Here is a 17613-nt window from a genome sequence, read left to right on the forward strand (position 1 = left end):
CGATTAAGCAGATGCTGGCTGGGAATGCGAGTGCGCGCTGCGAACAATGCGAAGCACTGGGCCGTCCGGCCCGATGTCTTCTTCGAGCGAGCCTGCAATGAGCGAATCCGTCCCCCGCGTGTCCCTGTTGATCGACGGCGAGTTGGTGATCTCTGCCAGCGACCGTTGGCAGGACGTGGTCAATCCGGCCGACCAGTCGGTGCTGGCGCAGGTGCCGTTCGCCACCACCGCCGAAGTGGACGCGGCAGTGGCTGCGGCCAGCCGCGCCTTCACCAGCTGGCGCAAGACGCCGATCGGCACGCGCGCGCGCATCTTTCTGAAGTACCAGCAGCTGATCCGCGAGCACATGCCCGAGCTGGCCGCGCTGCTGAGCGCCGAGCAGGGCAAGACCCTGGCCGATGCCGAAGGCGATGTGTTCCGTGGGCTGGAAGTGGTGGAGCACGCCGCGGCGATCGGCAACCTGCAGCTGGGCGAGCTGGCCAACAACGTGGCCAATGGCGTGGATACCTACAGCCTGCTGCAGCCGTTGGGCGTGTGCGCGGGCATCACCCCGTTCAACTTCCCGGCGATGATTCCGCTGTGGATGTTCCCGATGGCCATCGCGACCGGCAACACCTTCGTGCTCAAGCCCTCCGAGCAGGACCCGATGGTGACCATGCGGCTGGTGGAACTTGCGCTGGAAGCCGGCATTCCCAAGGGCGTGCTCAACGTCGTGCATGGCGGCGAGGACGTGGTCAACGCGCTGTGCGATCACCCGGACATCAAGGCGCTGTCGTTCGTCGGCTCCACCAAGGTGGGCACGCACGTCTATCGCCGCGCCTCGCTGGCCGGCAAGCGCGTGCAATGCATGATGGGCGCCAAGAACCACGCCGTGGTGCTGCCGGACGCCAACCAGGAGCAGACCCTCAATGCGATGGTCGGTGCCGCATTTGGTGCTGCCGGCCAGCGCTGCATGGCGGCGTCCACGCTGGTGCTGGTGGGTGAAGCGCGCGCGTGGATCCCGCAGCTGGTGGCCAAGGCCAAGGGCTTGAAGATCGGCGCCGGCAACGCCCCGGGCACCGAGGTTGGCCCGCTGATTTCCTGCGCCGCGCGCGAGCGGGTGGAAGGCTTGATCGCCTCCGGCGTGGAGCAGGGCGCCACGCTGGAACTGGATGGTCGCGCCCCGAGCGTGCCGGGGTTCGAGCAGGGCAACTTTGTCGGCCCGACCATCTTCTCCGGCGTCAAACCCGGCATGCGCATCTACGACGAAGAAATCTTCGGACCGGTGCTGGTGATTCTGGAAGCCGCCACGCTGGACGAAGCCATCGCCTTGGTCAACGCCAATCCCAATGGCAACGGCACGGCATTGTTCACCCAATCCGGTGCGGCCGCGCGGCGTTTCCAGGAAGACATCGATGTGGGCCAGGTCGGCATCAACGTGCCGATTCCGGTGCCGGTGCCGCTGTTTTCGTTCACCGGCTCGCGCGCCTCCAAGCTCGGCGACCTGGGCCCGTACGGCAAACAGGTGGTGATGTTCTACACCCAGACCAAGACCGTGACTGCGCGCTGGTTCGACGACGAAACGCTGGGCCACGGCGTCAACACCACCATCTCTCTCAAGTGACCCGATCGCCATGAATGCAGCCATCCAGCTACACCCCAACGCGGCCGATCTGAACGACGAGCAGGAAGCCTTCCGCGCCGCCGCGCGCGACTTCGCCGACAAGGAACTTGCCCCGCATGCCGCGCAATGGGATGCGGAAGGCCACTTCCCGCGCGAGGCGATCGCCAAGGCCGCCGAACTCGGCTTTTGCGGCCTCTATACCGACGAAGGCGTGGGCGGCCTGGGCATGCGCCGGCTCGATGCGGCAGTGGTGTTCGAGGAACTGGCCACGGTCGATCCATCCACGTCGGCCTTCATCAGCATCCACAACATGGCCACCTGGCTGATTGCCAGCTACGGCACCGACGCGGTGCGCGCGCAGTGGGGCGAGGCGATGACCAGCGGCGCCAGGCTGGGCTCGTACTGCCTGACCGAACCGGGCAGCGGTTCGGATGCAGCGTCGCTCAAGACGCGTGCGCAGCGCGACGGCGACAGCTACGTGCTCAACGGCAGCAAAGCCTTCATTTCCGGCGCGGGCGCCACCGATGTCCTGGTGGTGATGGCGCGCACCGGCGACGACGGTGCCCGCGGCATCAGCGCGTTCGTGGTGCCGGCCGACGCGCCTGGCATCAGCTACGGCCGTAAGGAAGAAAAGATGGGCTGGAACAGCCAGCCCACGCGCGGCATCACCTTCACCGACGTGCGCGTCCCCGCCAGCCATCTGCTGGGCAAGGAAGGCGAGGGCTTCAAGATGGCGATGAAGGCCCTGGACGGCGGCCGCATCAATATCGCCGCCTGCTCGCTGGGGGCCGCGCAGGGCGCATTGGACGCCGCGCGTCGCTACATGGGCGAGCGCCGCCAGTTCGGCAAGAAACTGGCCGATTTCCAGGCGCTGCAGTTCAAGCTGGCCGACATGGCAACGCAACTGGTGGCCGCGCGGCAGATGGTGCACACCGCCGCACGCAAGCTCGATGCCGGCAGCCACGATGCCACGGTGTGGTGCGCGATGGCCAAGCGCTTCGCCACCGATGCCGGCTTTGCCATCTGCGACGACGCCCTGCAGATCCATGGTGGCTACGGCTACATCCGCGAATATCCGATCGAGCGCCTGCTGCGCGACAGCCGCGTGCATCGCATTCTGGAAGGCACGAACGAAGTGATGCGCATGATCGTGGCGCGTCACCTGCTCAACGGCGAGGAGGAACTGCGATGAGCGACTGGGAAGCACACGCCCATACCGGCTTGCAGATGCAGCGCGACGGCCATGTGGCCATCGTCACGCTCAGCAATCCACCGGCCAATACCTGGACCGTGCACAGCCTGGCGGCCTTGCGCGACCTGGTGCGCGCACTGGATGCCGACCGCAGCGTGTATGCGCTGGTCATCACCGGCGAAGGCGACAAGTTCTTCAGCGCCGGTGCCGACCTCAAGCAATTTGCCGATGGCGACAAGGCCAACGCGCGTGAAGCTGCGCGCCGCTTCGGCGAAGCCTTCGAAGCCTTGAGCGCCTTCCGCGGCGTCTCGATCGCCGCCATCAACGGCTATGCCATGGGCGGCGGACTGGAGTGCGCCTTGGCCTGCGATCTGCGCATCGCCGAGCAACACGCACAGCTCGCCTTGCCCGAAGCCAGCGTCGGCCTGCTGCCATGCGCAGGCGGCACCCAGAACCTGCCGCGTCTGGTGGGCGAGGGCTGGGCCAAGCGCATGATCCTGCTCGGCGAACGCATCGATGCCCCCACCGCGCACCGGATTGGATTGGTGGAGGAGGTGGTGGGCAAGGGCGAATCGCGCGCGCTGGCCCTCGCCTGGGCGCAGCGTGCCGGCAAGCAAAGCCCGGCCAGTGTGGCGGCCTGCAAGCGGCTGGTGCAGTCCACCCGCCACGGCACGCATGCTGCCGCACTGATTGCAGAGCGCGAAGCCTTCGTCGACCTGTTCGAGCACGCCGATCAAGCCGAAGGTGTTGCAGCATTCCTGGAAAAACGCGCACCGCAATGGAGCGCGCGGTGATGGTGGAGACCGGCACGGCTGACCAGGCACCGGTCCTGTTCGAGCAACGCGAGTGCACCGACGGGCATTGCATCGGCATTGCGACCTTGAACGCACCCAGGACGCTCAATGGCCTGTCGTTGCAGATGGTGCGTTTGCTCGACACCCAATTGCGTGCGTGGGCCGATGACGCTCGGATTGCTTGCGTCGTGTTGCGCGGCGCGGGCGAAAAGGCGCTGTGTGCCGGCGGCGATCTGCATGGCTTGTACCAGAGCATGCGCGCGCATCGCGACGCGGCACCCGACGCTGCGCTGCGACAGGCAAGGCCGCAGGACAATGCGCACGCCGCGGCATTCTTCGAAGAAGAGTATCGGCTGGACTATCGCATCCACACCTATCCCAAGCCGTTGCTGTGCTGGGGCCACGGCATCGTGATGGGCGGCGGCATCGGGCTGATGTCCGGCGCCAGTCATCGCGTGGTCACCGAGCGTTCGCGCTTGGCCATGCCCGAGATCAGTGTGGGTCTATTTCCCGATGTCGGCGGCAGCTGGCTGCTGCGCCGCGTGCCGCAGGGCGCCGGGCTGTTTCTGGCGCTCACCGGCGCGCCGCTCGACGCGAGCGACGCCATCTACGCCGGGCTGGCCGATGTACGCCTGGAGCACGCGCAGTATGCGGCGGTGCTGGATGCCTTGAGCGCACATGCATGGACAGGCCATGCCGACGACGATCGCCATCAACTCAGTGCGTTTCTGCACGGCATCGCCCAATCGATGGAGCCCGGTCCGCTGCAGCTTCATGCGCAGCTGATTGCAGACCTGGTGGCTGGCGAATCGCTGGAGCAGGTTGTTGCTGCCATCGTGGCCCTGCAAAGCGAAGATGCCTGGTTGCAGGCCGCGCGCAGCACCCTGGCGGCAGGTGCGCCAGGGTCGGCGCGGCTGGCGTGGGAGCTGCATCGTCATCCCGACACCGCGGCACTGGCCGACACGTTTCGCATCGAGTACGTGGTTGCGCTGCATGCCGCCGCGCACGGCGATTTTGCCGAAGGCATCCGCGCGCTGCTGATCGACAAGGACCGCCAGCCGCACTGGCAGCCGGCCACCTTGGGCGAGGCAGACGCGCAGTGGGCTGCCGGTTTTTTCACCGCACCCTGGTCGGCGGCGCAGCATCCGCTGGCAGATCTGCGTGCACGCCAGGCTTAGCCACCGCGTGTGCTGCAGGCTTGCCACCGCGCCTGCCGCAGTCATCGCCTGCGTCGCTCCGGCGCCGCGCGCCATCGCCCTGCCTGCGCGCAACCACCCCGTTTGATAGTTGCTCCCTCCTGGAGATCGCACAATGAGCAAGATCGCCTTTATCGGCCTGGGCAATATGGGCGGCCCGATGGCCGCCAACCTGATCAAGGCCGGGCACCAGTTGCGGGTATTCGATCTGCTGCAAGGCGCACTGGACGCCGCATCCGCCGCCGGGGCCCATGTCGCCGCCTCGGCGCTCGACACCCTGGCAGAGGCCGAGATCGTCATCTCCATGCTGCCCGCCAGCCGGCATGTCGAAGGGCTGTATCTGGGCGAGGGCGGCATCCTGGCGCAGATTCCGGCCGGAGCGCTGGTCATCGACTGCAGCACCATCGCACCGGTGTCCGCACGCAAGCTGGCCGACGCTGCGCGCGCGCGCGGGCTGGCGATGCTGGATGCGCCGGTCTCCGGTGGCACCGCCGGCGCCAGCGCCGGAACGCTGACCTTCATCGTTGGTGGCGATGCCGACGTCCTGGAACGCGCGCGCCCGGTGTTGCAGGCCATGGGCAAGAACATCTTCCACGTGGGCGACAACGGCGCCGGCCAGGTGGCCAAGCTCTGCAACAACATGGCCTTGGGCGTGATCATGGCGGCGACCGGCGAGGCGCTGGCGCTCGGCGTCGCACAGGGCCTGGACCCGGCAGTGCTGTCGCAGATGATGGCGGTCAGTACCGGCCGCAGCTGGGCCACCGAAGTCTGCAATCCGTGGCCGGGCGTGCTGCCCAACGCACCGGCATCGCGCGGCTACAGCGGCGGCTTCGGCAACGACCTCATGCTCAAGGATCTGGGCCTGGTGGCCGAATCTGCGGTGCAGGCCGGCGTGTCGATTCCGCTGGGTGAGCTGGCGCGCAACCTGTATGCCATGAACAGCCGCGCCGGCAACGGCGCGCTGGATTTTTCCAGCGTGGTCAAGCTGGTGGCCAAGGTGTAGACCGGTGCAGCCTCGCAACGCGTGATGCGGGGCGGCTGCATATCGGCAGGTGATGTCATCGCATCACCTGCAGGTGTAATAGTCTCCGCCAGCGCGCGCGCCTAAGGTGCGCGCATTGCATACGGCTAGCGCACCCATGGGACACGACCACAACCACGCCCCCACCGAGATCCGTCACGAAGCACCGTTGTGGTGGGCGCTCGGCCTGACAGCCACGTTCCTGGTGGCCGAAGTCATTGGCGCGTTCGTGTCCAACAGCCTGGCCTTGCTGTCGGATGCCGCGCACATGGCTACCGACACGCTCGGTTTGATGATCGCGTTGCTGGCGGTGCGCCTGAGCCGCCGCCCGGCGGATGCGCGCCGCACCTACGGCTATGTGCGACTCGAGGCCTTGGGTGCCCTGGTCAACGGCGCGCTGCTGTTTGGCGTGGGCGGCTACATCCTGTGGGAGGCCGCGCAACGCTTCCGCGCGCCACAGGACATTTCCTCCAACGGCATGCTGCTGATCGCCGGGATGGGCCTGGTGATCAATCTGATCGCGATGAAGCTGCTGCATGCCGGCAGCGGCGAAAGCCTCAACGTCAAGGGCGCCTATCTGGAAGTCTGGAGCGACATGCTCGGCTCGGTGGCGGTGATCATCGGCGCGCTGCTTATCCGCTGGACCGGCTGGCACTGGATCGACCCGGTGCTGGCCGTACTGATCGGCCTGTGGGTGCTGCCGCGCACCTGGGTGCTGCTGCGCGAAGCGATCAACGTCCTGCTCGAAGGCGTGCCCAAGGGCATCGACCTGGCCCAGGTCCGCGATGCCCTGACCAGCTACCCCGGCGTCGACGACGTGCACGACCTGCACATCTGGGCGCTGGCCTCCAGCACCCCGGCACTCACCGCACACGTGGTGGTGGGCGAGTCCACCGACCGCGACCGCCTGCGCGATGCACTGGGCACGCTGCTGCACGACCGCTTCGACATCGCCCACGTCACCTTGCAGGTGGAAAGCGGCGACTGTGGCACCGACCCCTGCGGGTCCCCGGCCAGCGCCCCGCAGCACGGGCATGCTGCGCATGCAGGGCATGACGCCGGACACCAGCATGGGCACTCGCATGGGCATGGTGGTCATCACCACCACTGAACGGCAGGCGCTCCGCGCCAGAGTCCGCAAGTCGCTGACGTCGCACCGCCTTGTCGGTGCCATTGGGCACGAGCTGCCCCCCAACCGGTTCGTGCACGAACACTGCCGGCGCACCATCGCACGGTACGCCATGCAGGCAGCGGCGGCAGGTTGGCGGACCACCGGCTGTCGGGTTGCAGCCCAGATCGTATGATCGGAGCTGGATGAGTCCGACAGGCGGCGGGTGACATGGCAGTGAATGTCGAGCAAATCAATGTGCAGATTGCCGATCTGATGCGGGAGGCGGGCGCCGCAGCATCAGCGGGCGACTGGCCGCAAGCCGAGCGGCTATGGGGACGGGTGCGGCAGCTGGCGCCCGATCATCCGCAGGCCTTGTATAGCCTGGGCGTGCATGCCTATCAGCGGGGCGACGCCCCGGCCGCGCTCGACTATCTGGTAGCTGCGCAGGCAAGCGCCCCGTCCGATCCGATGATCGTCTTGACCACCGCCGTGGTGAAGCAGGCGCTGGGAGACATTGATGGCGAGTGGGAGGCCATCGCCGCTGCCCTGGTACTGGACCCGTACTTTCTACCCGGGCTGCTGGCGAAGGGGGCATTTCTGGAAGCGCGTGGCCGCTCCCGTGCGGCGGCCGGTGTCTATCGGGACGCCTTGACCGTTGCGCCGCCGCAACCGCAATGGCCGGCGGTTCTGCGTCGCAAACTGGCACATGCCAGCCAGGTTGTGGAGCAGGACATGCTGGAGCTGGAAGCGCAGTTGCACGCCGCGCTGCAGGCCCCGCGCGCTGCAGTCGATGCCGCACTTCACGGGCGCTGGGATGAAGCCGCGGCTATTGCAAGTGGCCGCTGCCGCCCGTTCCACTCGCAATCCAACCGTCTGCACATTCCGCGTTTGCCTGCATTGCCCTTCCATGACCCGGCAGCGTTTCCGTGGATCGACGCAGTACAGAGGCAGACAAGCGTCATCATCAAGGAGTTGCAGGCAGTGATGGAAGCGGACTCGGGCGGATTTTCCCCCTACATCGCTTACGCGCCTGGTCAGCCAGTGAACCAGTGGAAGGCGCTCAACCATTCGCCCGCATGGAGCTCGTATCCGCTCTGGCAACACGGCCAGCCCGTCCCGGCGCATTTGCAGCGCTGTCCGGCAACTGCCGCTGCCCTGGCGTCGGTCGATACGGCGCAGATCGATGGTGTCTGTCCCAACGCGATGTTTTCCGTACTGGCGCCGCACACCGTGATTCCTCCGCATTGCGGTGAAACGAACGCGCGTCTGGTGGCGCATTTGCCATTGATCGTGCCGGATGGTTGCAGCTTCAGGGTAGGCCATGACTGGCGCCGCTGGGAGGTCGGACAGGTCATGGTGTTCGATGACTCGATCGAACATGAGGCACGCAACGACAGTGCGCAGGTGCGCGTGGTCCTGATCTTCGATGTGTGGAATCCATTGCTCAGCAATGAGGAGCGTGCAATGGTCAATGCCATGGAGGTGGCCATTGCACTGCATCGTGCGGGATGAGTACACGCCTGCCGGTGATCAGTCTTCGATTGCGACGCCTGCCTGCATGAGCGCGCGACGTAGCGGCGCAAGTTGCGCGGCGTAAGCGCGCCAGCGGCCTGACGCGTCCGCATGCAGCGGGCGGCGGACTTGCCAGTAGCTTGCAGTCCTGACCGCGTTCTGCGCCCGGTGAAACTGCAGGCATTCCGGCTCCCATGGCAGTTGCAGGAAGTCGAGCAGTGCGCGCAGGGTGGGCTCTGGCGCCGTGACGAATGCGTCGTAATCGAAGGTGTGGATGCTGTCCGGGTACAGCGCCAGCCAGTGGTGCATGAGTTGCGCATAGGCGCCGTAGAAGTGGCCGATGTCTTCCAGCCTGCCGGCATAGCTGAATTGCCGAGGATTGAGTTGGTGCATGAAGATCGACAGCCCGTTGTCCAGCGGGTGACGTCGTGTGTGCACGATCCTGGCGGAGGGAAAGAGCTGCTTGATCAAGCCGATCAGTTGAAAATTGTCCGGCCGCTTGTCAGTGAGATAGCGCAGCTGCGCGTGCTGCGGAACAGCCTGTGCAAGAAGGTGTTGATAGCGCTCCGCCAGTTGCGCCCTGGTCTGCGCAGACAGATCCTGCGCGGCCTGCGGAAACGGCGACAGCGCCTGAGCCACCAGCCGAGGCAATGCGTCCAGTTCGCCGCCGGCGGCAATGGACGGGTGACGCGACAAGACCTGTTCGAGCAAGGTTGACCCGGAGCGGAACATGCCGCAGATGAAGAGCGCGGACGGGGACTGCTGCGCAGGGAGCGGGGCGGCTTGCCCGGGCGTAGCGACGCAGACGGAAAACACCGCGGATATCTGGCGGAACCGCTGCTGGGTCTGCGCTGGATCGTAGCGCCCTGCGTGCGCATGCCCGTGCCGATTGGCTGCAGCCGCACACTCGAATGCGCGCTCGTGCAACCCAAGGCGATCGTATGCCTGGGCAAGCGCATGCAGGAGGGTAGATGCCAGCAGGCTGTCCTGCCCGGGTAGCGCGGCGGCTCGGACAAGGCTGGCCAGGCGCCGGTCCGAGGGATGTGTCGGTGGATCCAAGTGGAGTAAGCGCGCGGTTGCTTGCAGCTGAAGTGGGCGGGTCGACGCATCGGCATGGGCTGTCGCCAGAAGTCGGGAATACACCGCGATCGCCTGGTCGCGTTGTCCCAACTCTTCGTGGAGATTGCCCAGGTTGAGCAGCGCCGGCGGATAGTCGGGACGGCAGCGCAAGGCAAGCTCCAACTCATGCAACGCCAGGCTGTCCAGATGCAGCTGTTCACTCAGCACTGCGGCGCGATTGAGGTGGATCTGCTCGGGAGCCGCGGCGCCACAGGCCAGGGCCTGGCCATAGGCCTCGAGTGCGCCGTTCGCTTCGCCTGTCCGGCGCAGCAGATACCCCAGGTTGTACCAGGCATCGGCACAGCGGGGTTGGATGCTCAGCACGTGGCGGTACGCATCAATGGCCTGCTGCAGGTGCCCCTGCTGCAATAGCTGCGCAGCCTGCCGCAAAGAAATGTCCAATGCACGTTTCCAGGTGGTGGCCAGGCAAGAGAGTCTCCGCAGCTTAGGTTGCCGATGCCAGGTGTTCAATCATCGCCGACAAGGACAGGCCTGCTACGGTCCACCGAACGCAATTGCCTTGTATGCTCAGCCCTCGTCGACAGCAAAGGCGCGCGATGCCTACGTGGAAGTCATGGGGAGTGATGGCGCTGGTATGCGCGCCGGGCGCAATGGCGCAGGAGCCGACGACACACCCGTGTGCGTCGGTGCTCGATCCATTGCCACGCCTGGCCTGCTACGACGCCCGCTTTCCGCCATCGCCCGCGGTGCGTGCTGCCGATGCCAGCAGAGGTCTTCGGGAGTTTGGCCGCGACGCAGCGCGTGCATCGGTGATGCCGGTGGCAGCATCGCCTGCCCAGGTGAGCGCAACCGTAGCCTCGGTCGCGTATCAGGCCGATGGCACGCGCATTGTGGCATTGGACAGCCAACAGCGCTGGGCATTGACCGAGCCCACCAGCCGCGGTCATTTGGCCGATGGCGACAAAGTGGTAATCCGCAAAGCGGCGATGGGGAGCTATATGTTGGTCACTTCAGGCGGTGTCGCACTGCGTGCACGCCGCATCGATTGACCTGGCTGGGACCAGCTGCGTAACCGGGAGAGAGTGGATTGATCGAGGTGGAGCGACAAGCCGTCCTGCGTGACGGATATCAGCTGTTGCGTCAGGGACGCTACCGCGAAGCGGTCGAGTTCGCGGAGGGCGCTTGCGCAGGACATCCGGAAGATGCGCATCTGCTTGAGCTGGCCAGCGAGGCGTGGTTGGCGAACGGCGACCCGGACACGGCCGCCAAACGTATCGCGCGTGCCGCAGCAGTGGCCGTATCGCCGGTTCCGCTTCTCATCAAGCAGGGCACGCTGTTGGTGCAGCTTCGTCGCCGGCGTGAAGCCAGGCACGTCGCGCAGCAGGCGCAGGCGCTGTCAACGGCGGACGGGGCGGCACTCTGGCAGATCGGTACGCTGTATAGCGGGTGCCAGGACGTGGTTGCGGCACGCGACGCCTACCAGCAAGCGCTGGAGCTGCTTGGCGAGCAGCCGCGGCTGATGTACGACCTTGCGACGATGCAATTTTTCAGCGGTGCCTTCGATGCGGCCGACATGGTGCTCGAGCGGCTACTGCAACTGGTCCCCAATGCCGGCGATGCGCTGTACCTGCGCGCGTGCTTGCGACGACAGAACGCACAGTACAACCACCTGGACGATCTGCGTCACAGGCTGGCAGCAGTTTCTTTCGATCCTCCGGCCAGGGCGGCAGGCCTCTTTGCACTGTCCAAGGAACTGGAAGACCTGGGCCAGCACGAGGCATCGTTCCAGACATTGACCACCGCAGCGGCAAGCCAGCGTGCGACCCTGCATTACGACGTCGCAGCCGAATGCGCGCGTATCGCGCAAGTGCGTGACACCTATTCCCATAGCGCAATCCAGGCCCTGAACCCTGGGCAGGGCGGTGAGGGCGTCATCTTCATTGTCGGCTTGCCGCGATCGGGGACCACCCTGCTCGAGCGATTGCTCGTGCAACGCGGTGATGCCCGCTCGGCCGGGGAACTGATGGACTTCGGTGCGCTATTGGGGAATGCGACGTCGCGCGTGCTGGCGCGTAATCCGGACCTGACGCCCGCCCAGGCATCGTTGCAGATTGATTTTGCCGCGCTCGGCGGCGACTACCTGCGCGGCGCTCGTGAGGTTGTCCATGGGCACCCGGTACTGATCGACAAGATGCCGATCAATTATCTGTACTGCGGAATGATCGCAAAGGCACTTCCGCAGGCGCGCATCATGCATCTGGTCCGCGACCCGCTCGATACCTGCTACGCCATGTACAAAACCCTGTTCTATAACGCGTATCCGTTCTCTTACGCGCTCGACGAACTGGCAGAGTACTACCTGGCGTACCAGCAGACCATGCGTCACTGGCATGCGGTGTTGCCCGAAACGATTCTGGATGTGCATTACGAAGACCTTGTCCGTGATACGGACGAACAGACGGCCCGAGTACTGCGGTGGTGCGGGCTTACGCCGCGTGCGACCCCGCCCGAGTTGTCGGACGTGGCCTTTGTAACCGCCAGTGCGGCGCAGGTGCGCGGAGAGGTCCATCAGCGATCGGTGCATGGCTCACGTCGCCACCTTGCTGGGCTTGAGATGCTCGTCGATCGGCTCCGGGCAGCAGGCGTCGAGGTGCCCGGTGTCATGTAACGACGCCGGATGTTCGCGAGCATGGACGTCTGCTGAGCGGCAGCGTTTTGTGATGCCTGCACCGCTTTGGGGCTTGGTTGCACCGTTTCAGAGCATTGCTGAACAGGGGTTTAATTCTCTCTGGCATCGTCTTAACATCGGCTTGGCAGCGTTATTGAGGGCGCTCGTTCGTCCTCCCGCTAGTCAATGTGGCAGCGCCGTTGCTGCGCTCGCCTGCGTCGTCGCAGTGGCCCGCACATGCCGTTACGTCAGGCATGGCTTGCACTGCGCATTCCGTTCGTACTGTCGGAGAGAGAGATGAGATTGAAGACCACCAAGTTGCGCGATGCCATCAGGGCATCGCTCACGGTTGGCGCTGCCGCCCTGGCGTTTACAGGCACGGTGATGGCCCAGGAGCAGCCATCGTTGGATGCCAAGAGCCTGGATACGGTCAATGTCACCGGCACGCGTATCAAGAGCCAGACGATGACTGCCTCCAGCCCGGTGGCTGAAATCAACAAGGAAGAATTCCAGTACACCGGCTCGACCAAGGTCGAAGATCTGATCAACCAGTACCCGCAGCTCGCTGCAAGCTTCGACAACTTTGCCAACAATGGCTCGCAGGGATACGCCACAGTCGACCTGCGTGGGTTGGGTGCGCAGCGCACCCTGACCTTGGTCAACGGCAGGCGTATTCCCAAGGGCATCGGCGAGAGTCCGGATATCAGCATCATTCCCGCAGCGCTGGTGCGCCGCGTGGATATCCTCACCGGCGGTGCTTCTGCAGTGTATGGATCGGACGCAGTGGCCGGCGTGGTGAACTTTGTGCTGGACGACGAGTTCGACGGCGTCAGTGTCGAGATGGGCTACAACGCTTATCAGCACGACAACGGCAACAAGCTGATGCGCGGCCTGATGGATGATGCCGGCTACGATTATCCGACCGGCAATTCCGGCTTCGATGGCATTTCGCGCAACGTGGATCTGGCAATCGGCGGTAGCTTCGGCGAATCCGGCCATGCTACCGCATGGGCCACCTGGCGCGAAAACGATCCACTGCTGCAAGGGCAGCGCGACTATTCGGCCTGCGCGTTGAGCAATCGCGGCACCGCGTGTGGTGGCTCGGCCACAGCCGATCCGGCCAATTTCTATGTCGTTGCGCCGTCCGCTGGCGCGTTCTATGTGCAGCCATCCGCAGGCGGCACCTGGTCCCAGGTGGCCTCTCCCAATCTCTACAACTTTGCACCGTTGAATTATTACCAGCGGCCGGATACGCGTTACACGGCAGGCAGCAGCATCAAGTACGAAGTCAACGATCACTTCAAGCCCTACCTCGAAACGCTCTTCGTCAACCGCAAGAGCTCCACCCAGATCGCGCCATCGGGCGCCTTCTTCACCGATGTCAACGTCAACTGCGCCACCTCGGTGATCGGGAGCCTATGCAACGATGTGGGCATCACCGACGACGAGTTCACCGTCTACGTCGCCAAGCGCAACGTGGAAGGTGGTCCGCGTATCACTGAGTCGGACACCAATAGCTTCAGCATCACCGCCGGTGCGCAGGGCGATATCAACGACAACTGGTCCTATGACGCGTCCTTTACCTACAACCGCAGCACCACCAAGTCAGAGAACATCAACGACTTCGTGACAACCCGGGTACGCGATGCATTGCTCGGCTGCCAGCCGGGTTCGTTTGACGGCTGCGTCCCGTACAGCGTCTGGAACGACAGCGTGACTGCCGCAGAGGCACAGGCGCTGCAAGGCGTAGGCATCGTCAACTACGAAACCTCGATGCGAGTCTTCAATGCCTACGTCACCGGCAATTTCGGCTACAGCTTGCCGTGGGCCGGCGATAACCCCATCAGTGTTGTCGGCGGCGTGGAAACCCGTACCGAAACCTTCAAGCGGGTAGCAGACAGCAACATGCAGACCGGCAACTTCACCGGCCTGGGTGGCCCGACCTCCAACGTCTCGGGCGACATCGGTGTCAAGGAGCTGTTCCTGGAAGGTGCGGTGCCGCTGCTGGCCGATGCCGGTAGCCTGGACCACCTTGATATGCAGCTCGGTTATCGCTACTCGGACTATGACATTTCCGGCGGAGTAAGCACCTACAAGGCTGGTCTGGGCGCGACGTTTGTGGATGGCAAGTATCATCTGCGTGCCGGTTGGAACCGTGCGATCCGCGCTCCAAACGTCACCGAGCTCTATAACGAAAATACGATCGGGCTATGGAGCGGTAGCGACCCGTGTGCCGGCGCCAATCCAACATTCACCCAGGCCCAATGCGCCAATACCGGCGTGACCGCGGCGCAGTACGGTCGCGTGGCAGCTAACCCGGCAGGCCAGTACAACGAAATTGGAGGCGGCAATACATCGCTGCAGCCGGAGACGGCCAATACCTGGACAGTCGGTTTTGCTGCAAGCCCCATCAAGGGGCTGGACGTGAGCGTGGACTACTACGACATCAAGATCGACGATGCCATCCGTGCCATTGGCTCTTCCAATATCCTCACCGCATGCGGCGTGACCGGCAACGCAGACCTTTGTAGCCGCATCCGCCGCAACGCAACCACAGGCGACCTGTTCCGCGGCAGCGATGCAGACATCTCCGGTTTGATCTTCAATTCCCAGGATAATTTCGGTTCATTGCACTTCCAGGGTATCGATCTGACGGCGTCCTATGCGTGGAGTGTCGGCCCGGGGCGCCTGACTGCCAGCATGATGGGCAGCTACGCGCTCAAGCAGGAGTACGAGCCGGTTCCGGGCGTGCAGGAAGTGACCTACGACTGCGCCGGCGTGGTCAACGTGGCATGCAACAGTGCCGAGTGGCGCCATGTGCTGAGCACGCGCTACAGCTTCGACCGCTATACGGTCGGCCTGCGGTGGCGCTATATCGGTGAGCTGGATTACCAGAACACCGATGGGACACGTGGCACCACGGACGTGCGCCTGGTGAACCAGGACAACAAGGTGTCGGCCTACAACTACTTCGACCTCTCCGGCTCGGTGCAGTTGGGTGATTACGTCACCTGGACGCTGGGCATCAACAACATCGCCGACAAGGAACCGCCGCTGGTGGGCGGTAGCCTGACCTTCAACGGCAACTCGCTCGGTGGTTACGACCAGGCTGGCCGTTACTTCTTCACCAGCGTTGGCCTGCGTTTCTAAGAACGCGCACTGTGTTGGACACGACAACGGCGAGCCTTGGCTCGCCGTTGTCTTTTGCTGTCGGCAATCTGCGCGATCGATGCCTGGCGGCGCCTCGCGTCACTCAGCCCATTGGCAACACGTACGCCTCACGCCACCGCCTCCCGCAACACCGGCGAGTCCCAGCCCGGGCGCGGTGCGAAGCGTTCGCCGTAGCGCGCATGCAGCGCCTGCAGGCGTTCCAGCAGGGCGTCGGCGCCGACACTGCGGATGTGCTGGATCGGGCCGCCACGGAAGGGGGCGAAGCCGGTGCCGAAGATGACGCCGGCATCGAGCAGGTCCGCGTCGGCCACCACGCCGTCGTGCAGGCACGCCACCGCTTCGTTGAGCAGCGGCAGGATCAGCCGGTCTTCCAGGTCGGCCGGCACCGCATAGCCGCTGGCCACCTCGGGTTTGACCGCGCGCCCGTTTTCCCACTTGTACAGGCCCTGGCCGTCCTTCTTGCCGCGCTTGCCTGGCTCTACGGTCGCCAGTGCGGCCGGGATCGGCAGGTGCAGGAACGGCGCCAGCTCCGCGCCGACGCCGGCAGCCACATCCAGACCCACGGTGTCGATCAGTTCGATCGGCCCCATCGGCATGCCGAACTTGACCGCGGTCTTGTCCAGCACCGGGCCGGGAATGCCTTCGGCATACGCGGTGGCCGCTTCGAGCAGGTAGGGGAACAGCACCCGGTTGACCAGGAACCCCGGCGTGCCGGCCACCGGTACCGGAAACTTGTCCAGCGCCTTGCAGAACGCCGCCAGGCGCGCCACGTTGGCTGGGTCCAGACGATCGTGCTGCACGATTTCCACCAGCGGCATCATGGCCACGGGGTTGAAGTAATGCAGGCCGGCGAACTGCGCCGGGCGCTGGATATGACCACGCAACTCGGTGAGCGGAATCGAAGAAGTATTGGTCGTCAGCAATGCATCGGGCTTGAGCTGCGGTTCGATCGATTGATACAGCTCGCGCTTGGCCTGCGGGTTCTCGATGATCGCCTCGATCACCAGATCGGCTTGCGCCACGCCTGTGCCGGACAGGTCGCCGCGCAGGCGCGCCGCCACTGCCGGCCGCTTGCTTTCGTCCTTGACGCGCTTGGCGAACAGTTCGCCGCCACGGCCCAGTGCCGTATCGATGAAGCGCTGTTCGCGGTCCTGCAGCGTGACCTCGAAGCCCTTGTAAGCCGCCCACGCGGCGATATCGCCGCCCATCACGCCGGCGCCGATCACATGCACATGGCGAATCGGCGGCAGCGCGGCGGTGCCCGCCTCCTTGCCACCGAGTGCCTTCAGGCGTTCGGTGAGGAAGAAGATGCGGATCAGGTTGCGCGCGGCCGGGGTACTGGCGAGCTTGACCACAGCCTTGCGTTCGGCCGCAAGGCGCGCCTGGATACCGCTGCCACCGGCCCGTTCCCAGACGTTGATCAAGGCGTATGGCGCCGGGTAATGCTCCTTGCGCGCCTTGCGTGCGACCTGCTTGCGCATCTGCGGCGCCAGCAGCTTGCGGGCGAGCAAGGTATTGGTGGCCCACGCGGTGGCGCGCTGTTTGAGCGGCCGCGTGGTGCCGGCGAGTGCCAGCGCAGCGGCCACATCGACCAGCACGGCAGGCGCCGCGATCTTGTCCACCAGGCCCATCGCACGCGCGGCCTTGGCCGAGACGGTGCGCCCGGTCAGCATCAGATCCATCGCCGCCGGCGCACCGATCAGGCGTGGCAAGCGGGCGCTGCCGCCCCAGCCGGGAAAGATGCCGAGCTTGGTTTCCGGCAGGCCGATGCGCGTGCTGCCGTCATCGGAGGCCACGCGGTAGCGACACGCCAACGCAATCTCGGTACCGCCGCCCATGCAGAAGCCATGGATCGCCGCCACAGTGGGGCAGGGCAGCTCGGCCAGTTTCTGGAAGACCTGCTGGCCGCGATGGATCGCATCGTTGACCGTGCCCTTGCGATCGAATTCCTGGAATTCCTTCAGGTCGGCGCCGGCGATGAAGCCGTTGGCCTTGCCCGAGCGCAGCACCACGCCCTTGGGTGGCTCCAGCGCCAGCCGCTCGACCAGTGCGCCCAGTTCGAGCAGCACCTCCTGCGAAAATGCGTTGACCGGTGCGCCCTGGCGATCAAGGCTGAGCACGACCACGCCGTCCTCGCGCAGGTCGGCCTGCCAATGGCTGAATCGGAGCCCGTCGAAACCTGGAAGCATGCGTCTGGCCGTCCGGCAATAGAAGGAAAGGCCGTTATCATCCAGAGGTTGTTTCCTTCACGTCAAATACCCATCC

At 65.1% G+C, this 17613-nt stretch carries 11 protein-coding genes and 1 pseudogene; 10 read left to right on the forward strand and 2 right to left on the reverse strand.

Annotated elements, in window-relative coordinates; genetic code table 11:
* The first annotated feature begins 97 nt into the window (after positions 1 to 97).
* The 7 genes from RZV17_RS06575 to RZV17_RS06605 all read left to right on the forward strand — a co-directional run bounded on the left by RZV17_RS06575 (position 98) and on the right by RZV17_RS06605 (position 8429).
* A complete protein-coding gene (locus tag RZV17_RS06575) occupies positions 98 to 1603 on the forward strand; it encodes a CoA-acylating methylmalonate-semialdehyde dehydrogenase (RefSeq protein ID WP_355608086.1) in 1506 nt (501 codons plus the stop codon).
* 10 nt (positions 1604 to 1613) lie between these two features.
* On the forward strand, positions 1614 to 2795 hold the full coding sequence (locus tag RZV17_RS06580) for an acyl-CoA dehydrogenase family protein (RefSeq protein ID WP_355608089.1): 1182 nt from the start codon (positions 1614 to 1616) through the stop codon (positions 2793 to 2795).
* Positions 2792 to 3589, forward strand: coding sequence for an enoyl-CoA hydratase (locus RZV17_RS06585; protein ID WP_184439918.1), 798 nt, complete (start codon positions 2792 to 2794; stop codon positions 3587 to 3589). Before RZV17_RS06580 ends, RZV17_RS06585 begins: the two co-directional genes overlap by 4 nt.
* Positions 3574 to 4767: an enoyl-CoA hydratase/isomerase family protein gene (locus tag RZV17_RS06590; protein WP_355608092.1), complete on the forward strand. Its 1194-nt coding sequence runs from the start codon at positions 3574 to 3576 to the stop codon at positions 4765 to 4767. Before RZV17_RS06585 ends, RZV17_RS06590 begins: the two co-directional genes overlap by 16 nt.
* A 133-nt stretch (positions 4768 to 4900) precedes the next feature.
* Entirely contained in the window at positions 4901 to 5788 is an 888-nt protein-coding gene (gene mmsB / locus RZV17_RS06595) for a 3-hydroxyisobutyrate dehydrogenase (RefSeq protein ID WP_355608095.1), read from the forward strand.
* 136 nt (positions 5789 to 5924) lie between these two features.
* Positions 5925 to 6917 carry a cation diffusion facilitator family transporter gene (locus RZV17_RS06600; protein WP_355608098.1) on the forward strand — a complete coding sequence of 331 codons (993 nt, stop codon included), beginning with the start codon at positions 5925 to 5927 and terminating at the stop codon, positions 6915 to 6917.
* 228 nt (positions 6918 to 7145) lie between these two features.
* Entirely contained in the window at positions 7146 to 8429 is a 1284-nt protein-coding gene (locus tag RZV17_RS06605) for an aspartyl/asparaginyl beta-hydroxylase domain-containing protein (RefSeq protein ID WP_355608101.1), read from the forward strand.
* Between the two features lie 18 nt (positions 8430 to 8447).
* Here the strand turns inward: RZV17_RS06605 and RZV17_RS06610 are convergent, their stop codons facing one another.
* Entirely contained in the window at positions 8448 to 9950 is a 1503-nt protein-coding gene (locus tag RZV17_RS06610) for a sulfotransferase (RefSeq protein WP_355608103.1), read from the reverse strand.
* A 212-nt stretch (positions 9951 to 10162) separates the two neighbouring features.
* Here RZV17_RS06610 and RZV17_RS06615 point away from each other — a divergent pair.
* The 3 genes and pseudogenes from RZV17_RS06615 to RZV17_RS06625 all read left to right on the forward strand — a co-directional run.
* Positions 10163 to 10558, forward strand: a pseudogene (locus RZV17_RS06615) (hypothetical protein); the annotation flags it as partial.
* A 38-nt stretch (positions 10559 to 10596) separates the two neighbouring features.
* Positions 10597 to 12177, forward strand: coding sequence for a sulfotransferase (locus RZV17_RS06620; protein ID WP_355608106.1), 1581 nt, complete (start codon positions 10597 to 10599; stop codon positions 12175 to 12177).
* A gap of 297 nt (positions 12178 to 12474) precedes the next feature.
* On the forward strand, positions 12475 to 15327 hold the full coding sequence (locus tag RZV17_RS06625; protein WP_355608109.1) for a TonB-dependent receptor: 2853 nt from the start codon (positions 12475 to 12477) through the stop codon (positions 15325 to 15327).
* A gap of 128 nt (positions 15328 to 15455) precedes the next feature.
* On the opposite strand, the gene RZV17_RS06630 is transcribed toward RZV17_RS06625, so the two are convergent.
* On the reverse strand, positions 15456 to 17537 hold the full coding sequence (locus tag RZV17_RS06630) for a 3-hydroxyacyl-CoA dehydrogenase NAD-binding domain-containing protein (protein ID WP_047694308.1): 2082 nt from the start codon (positions 17535 to 17537) through the stop codon (positions 15456 to 15458).
* Between the last annotated feature and the right edge of the window lie 76 nt (positions 17538 to 17613).

Source organism: Xanthomonas cannabis (assembly GCF_040616535.1).
Lineage (GTDB): Bacteria > Pseudomonadota > Gammaproteobacteria > Xanthomonadales > Xanthomonadaceae > Xanthomonas > Xanthomonas cannabis.

Coding starts and splice junctions, on each gene's coding strand:
- RZV17_RS06625 (WP_355608109.1), top strand. CDS start 12,475: ATGAGATTGAAGACCACCAAGTTGCGCGATGCCATCAGGGCATCGCTC.
- RZV17_RS06585 (WP_184439918.1), top strand. CDS start 2,792: ATGAGCGACTGGGAAGCACACGCCCATACCGGCTTGCAGATGCAGCGC.
- RZV17_RS06605 (WP_355608101.1), top strand. CDS start 7,146: ATGGCAGTGAATGTCGAGCAAATCAATGTGCAGATTGCCGATCTGATG.
- RZV17_RS06600 (WP_355608098.1), top strand. CDS start 5,925: ATGGGACACGACCACAACCACGCCCCCACCGAGATCCGTCACGAAGCA.
- mmsB (WP_355608095.1), top strand. CDS start 4,901: ATGAGCAAGATCGCCTTTATCGGCCTGGGCAATATGGGCGGCCCGATG.
- RZV17_RS06590 (WP_355608092.1), top strand. CDS start 3,574: ATGGAGCGCGCGGTGATGGTGGAGACCGGCACGGCTGACCAGGCACCG.
- RZV17_RS06630 (WP_047694308.1), bottom strand. CDS start 17,537: ATGCTTCCAGGTTTCGACGGGCTCCGATTCAGCCATTGGCAGGCCGAC.
- RZV17_RS06575 (WP_355608086.1), top strand. CDS start 98: ATGAGCGAATCCGTCCCCCGCGTGTCCCTGTTGATCGACGGCGAGTTG.
- RZV17_RS06580 (WP_355608089.1), top strand. CDS start 1,614: ATGAATGCAGCCATCCAGCTACACCCCAACGCGGCCGATCTGAACGAC.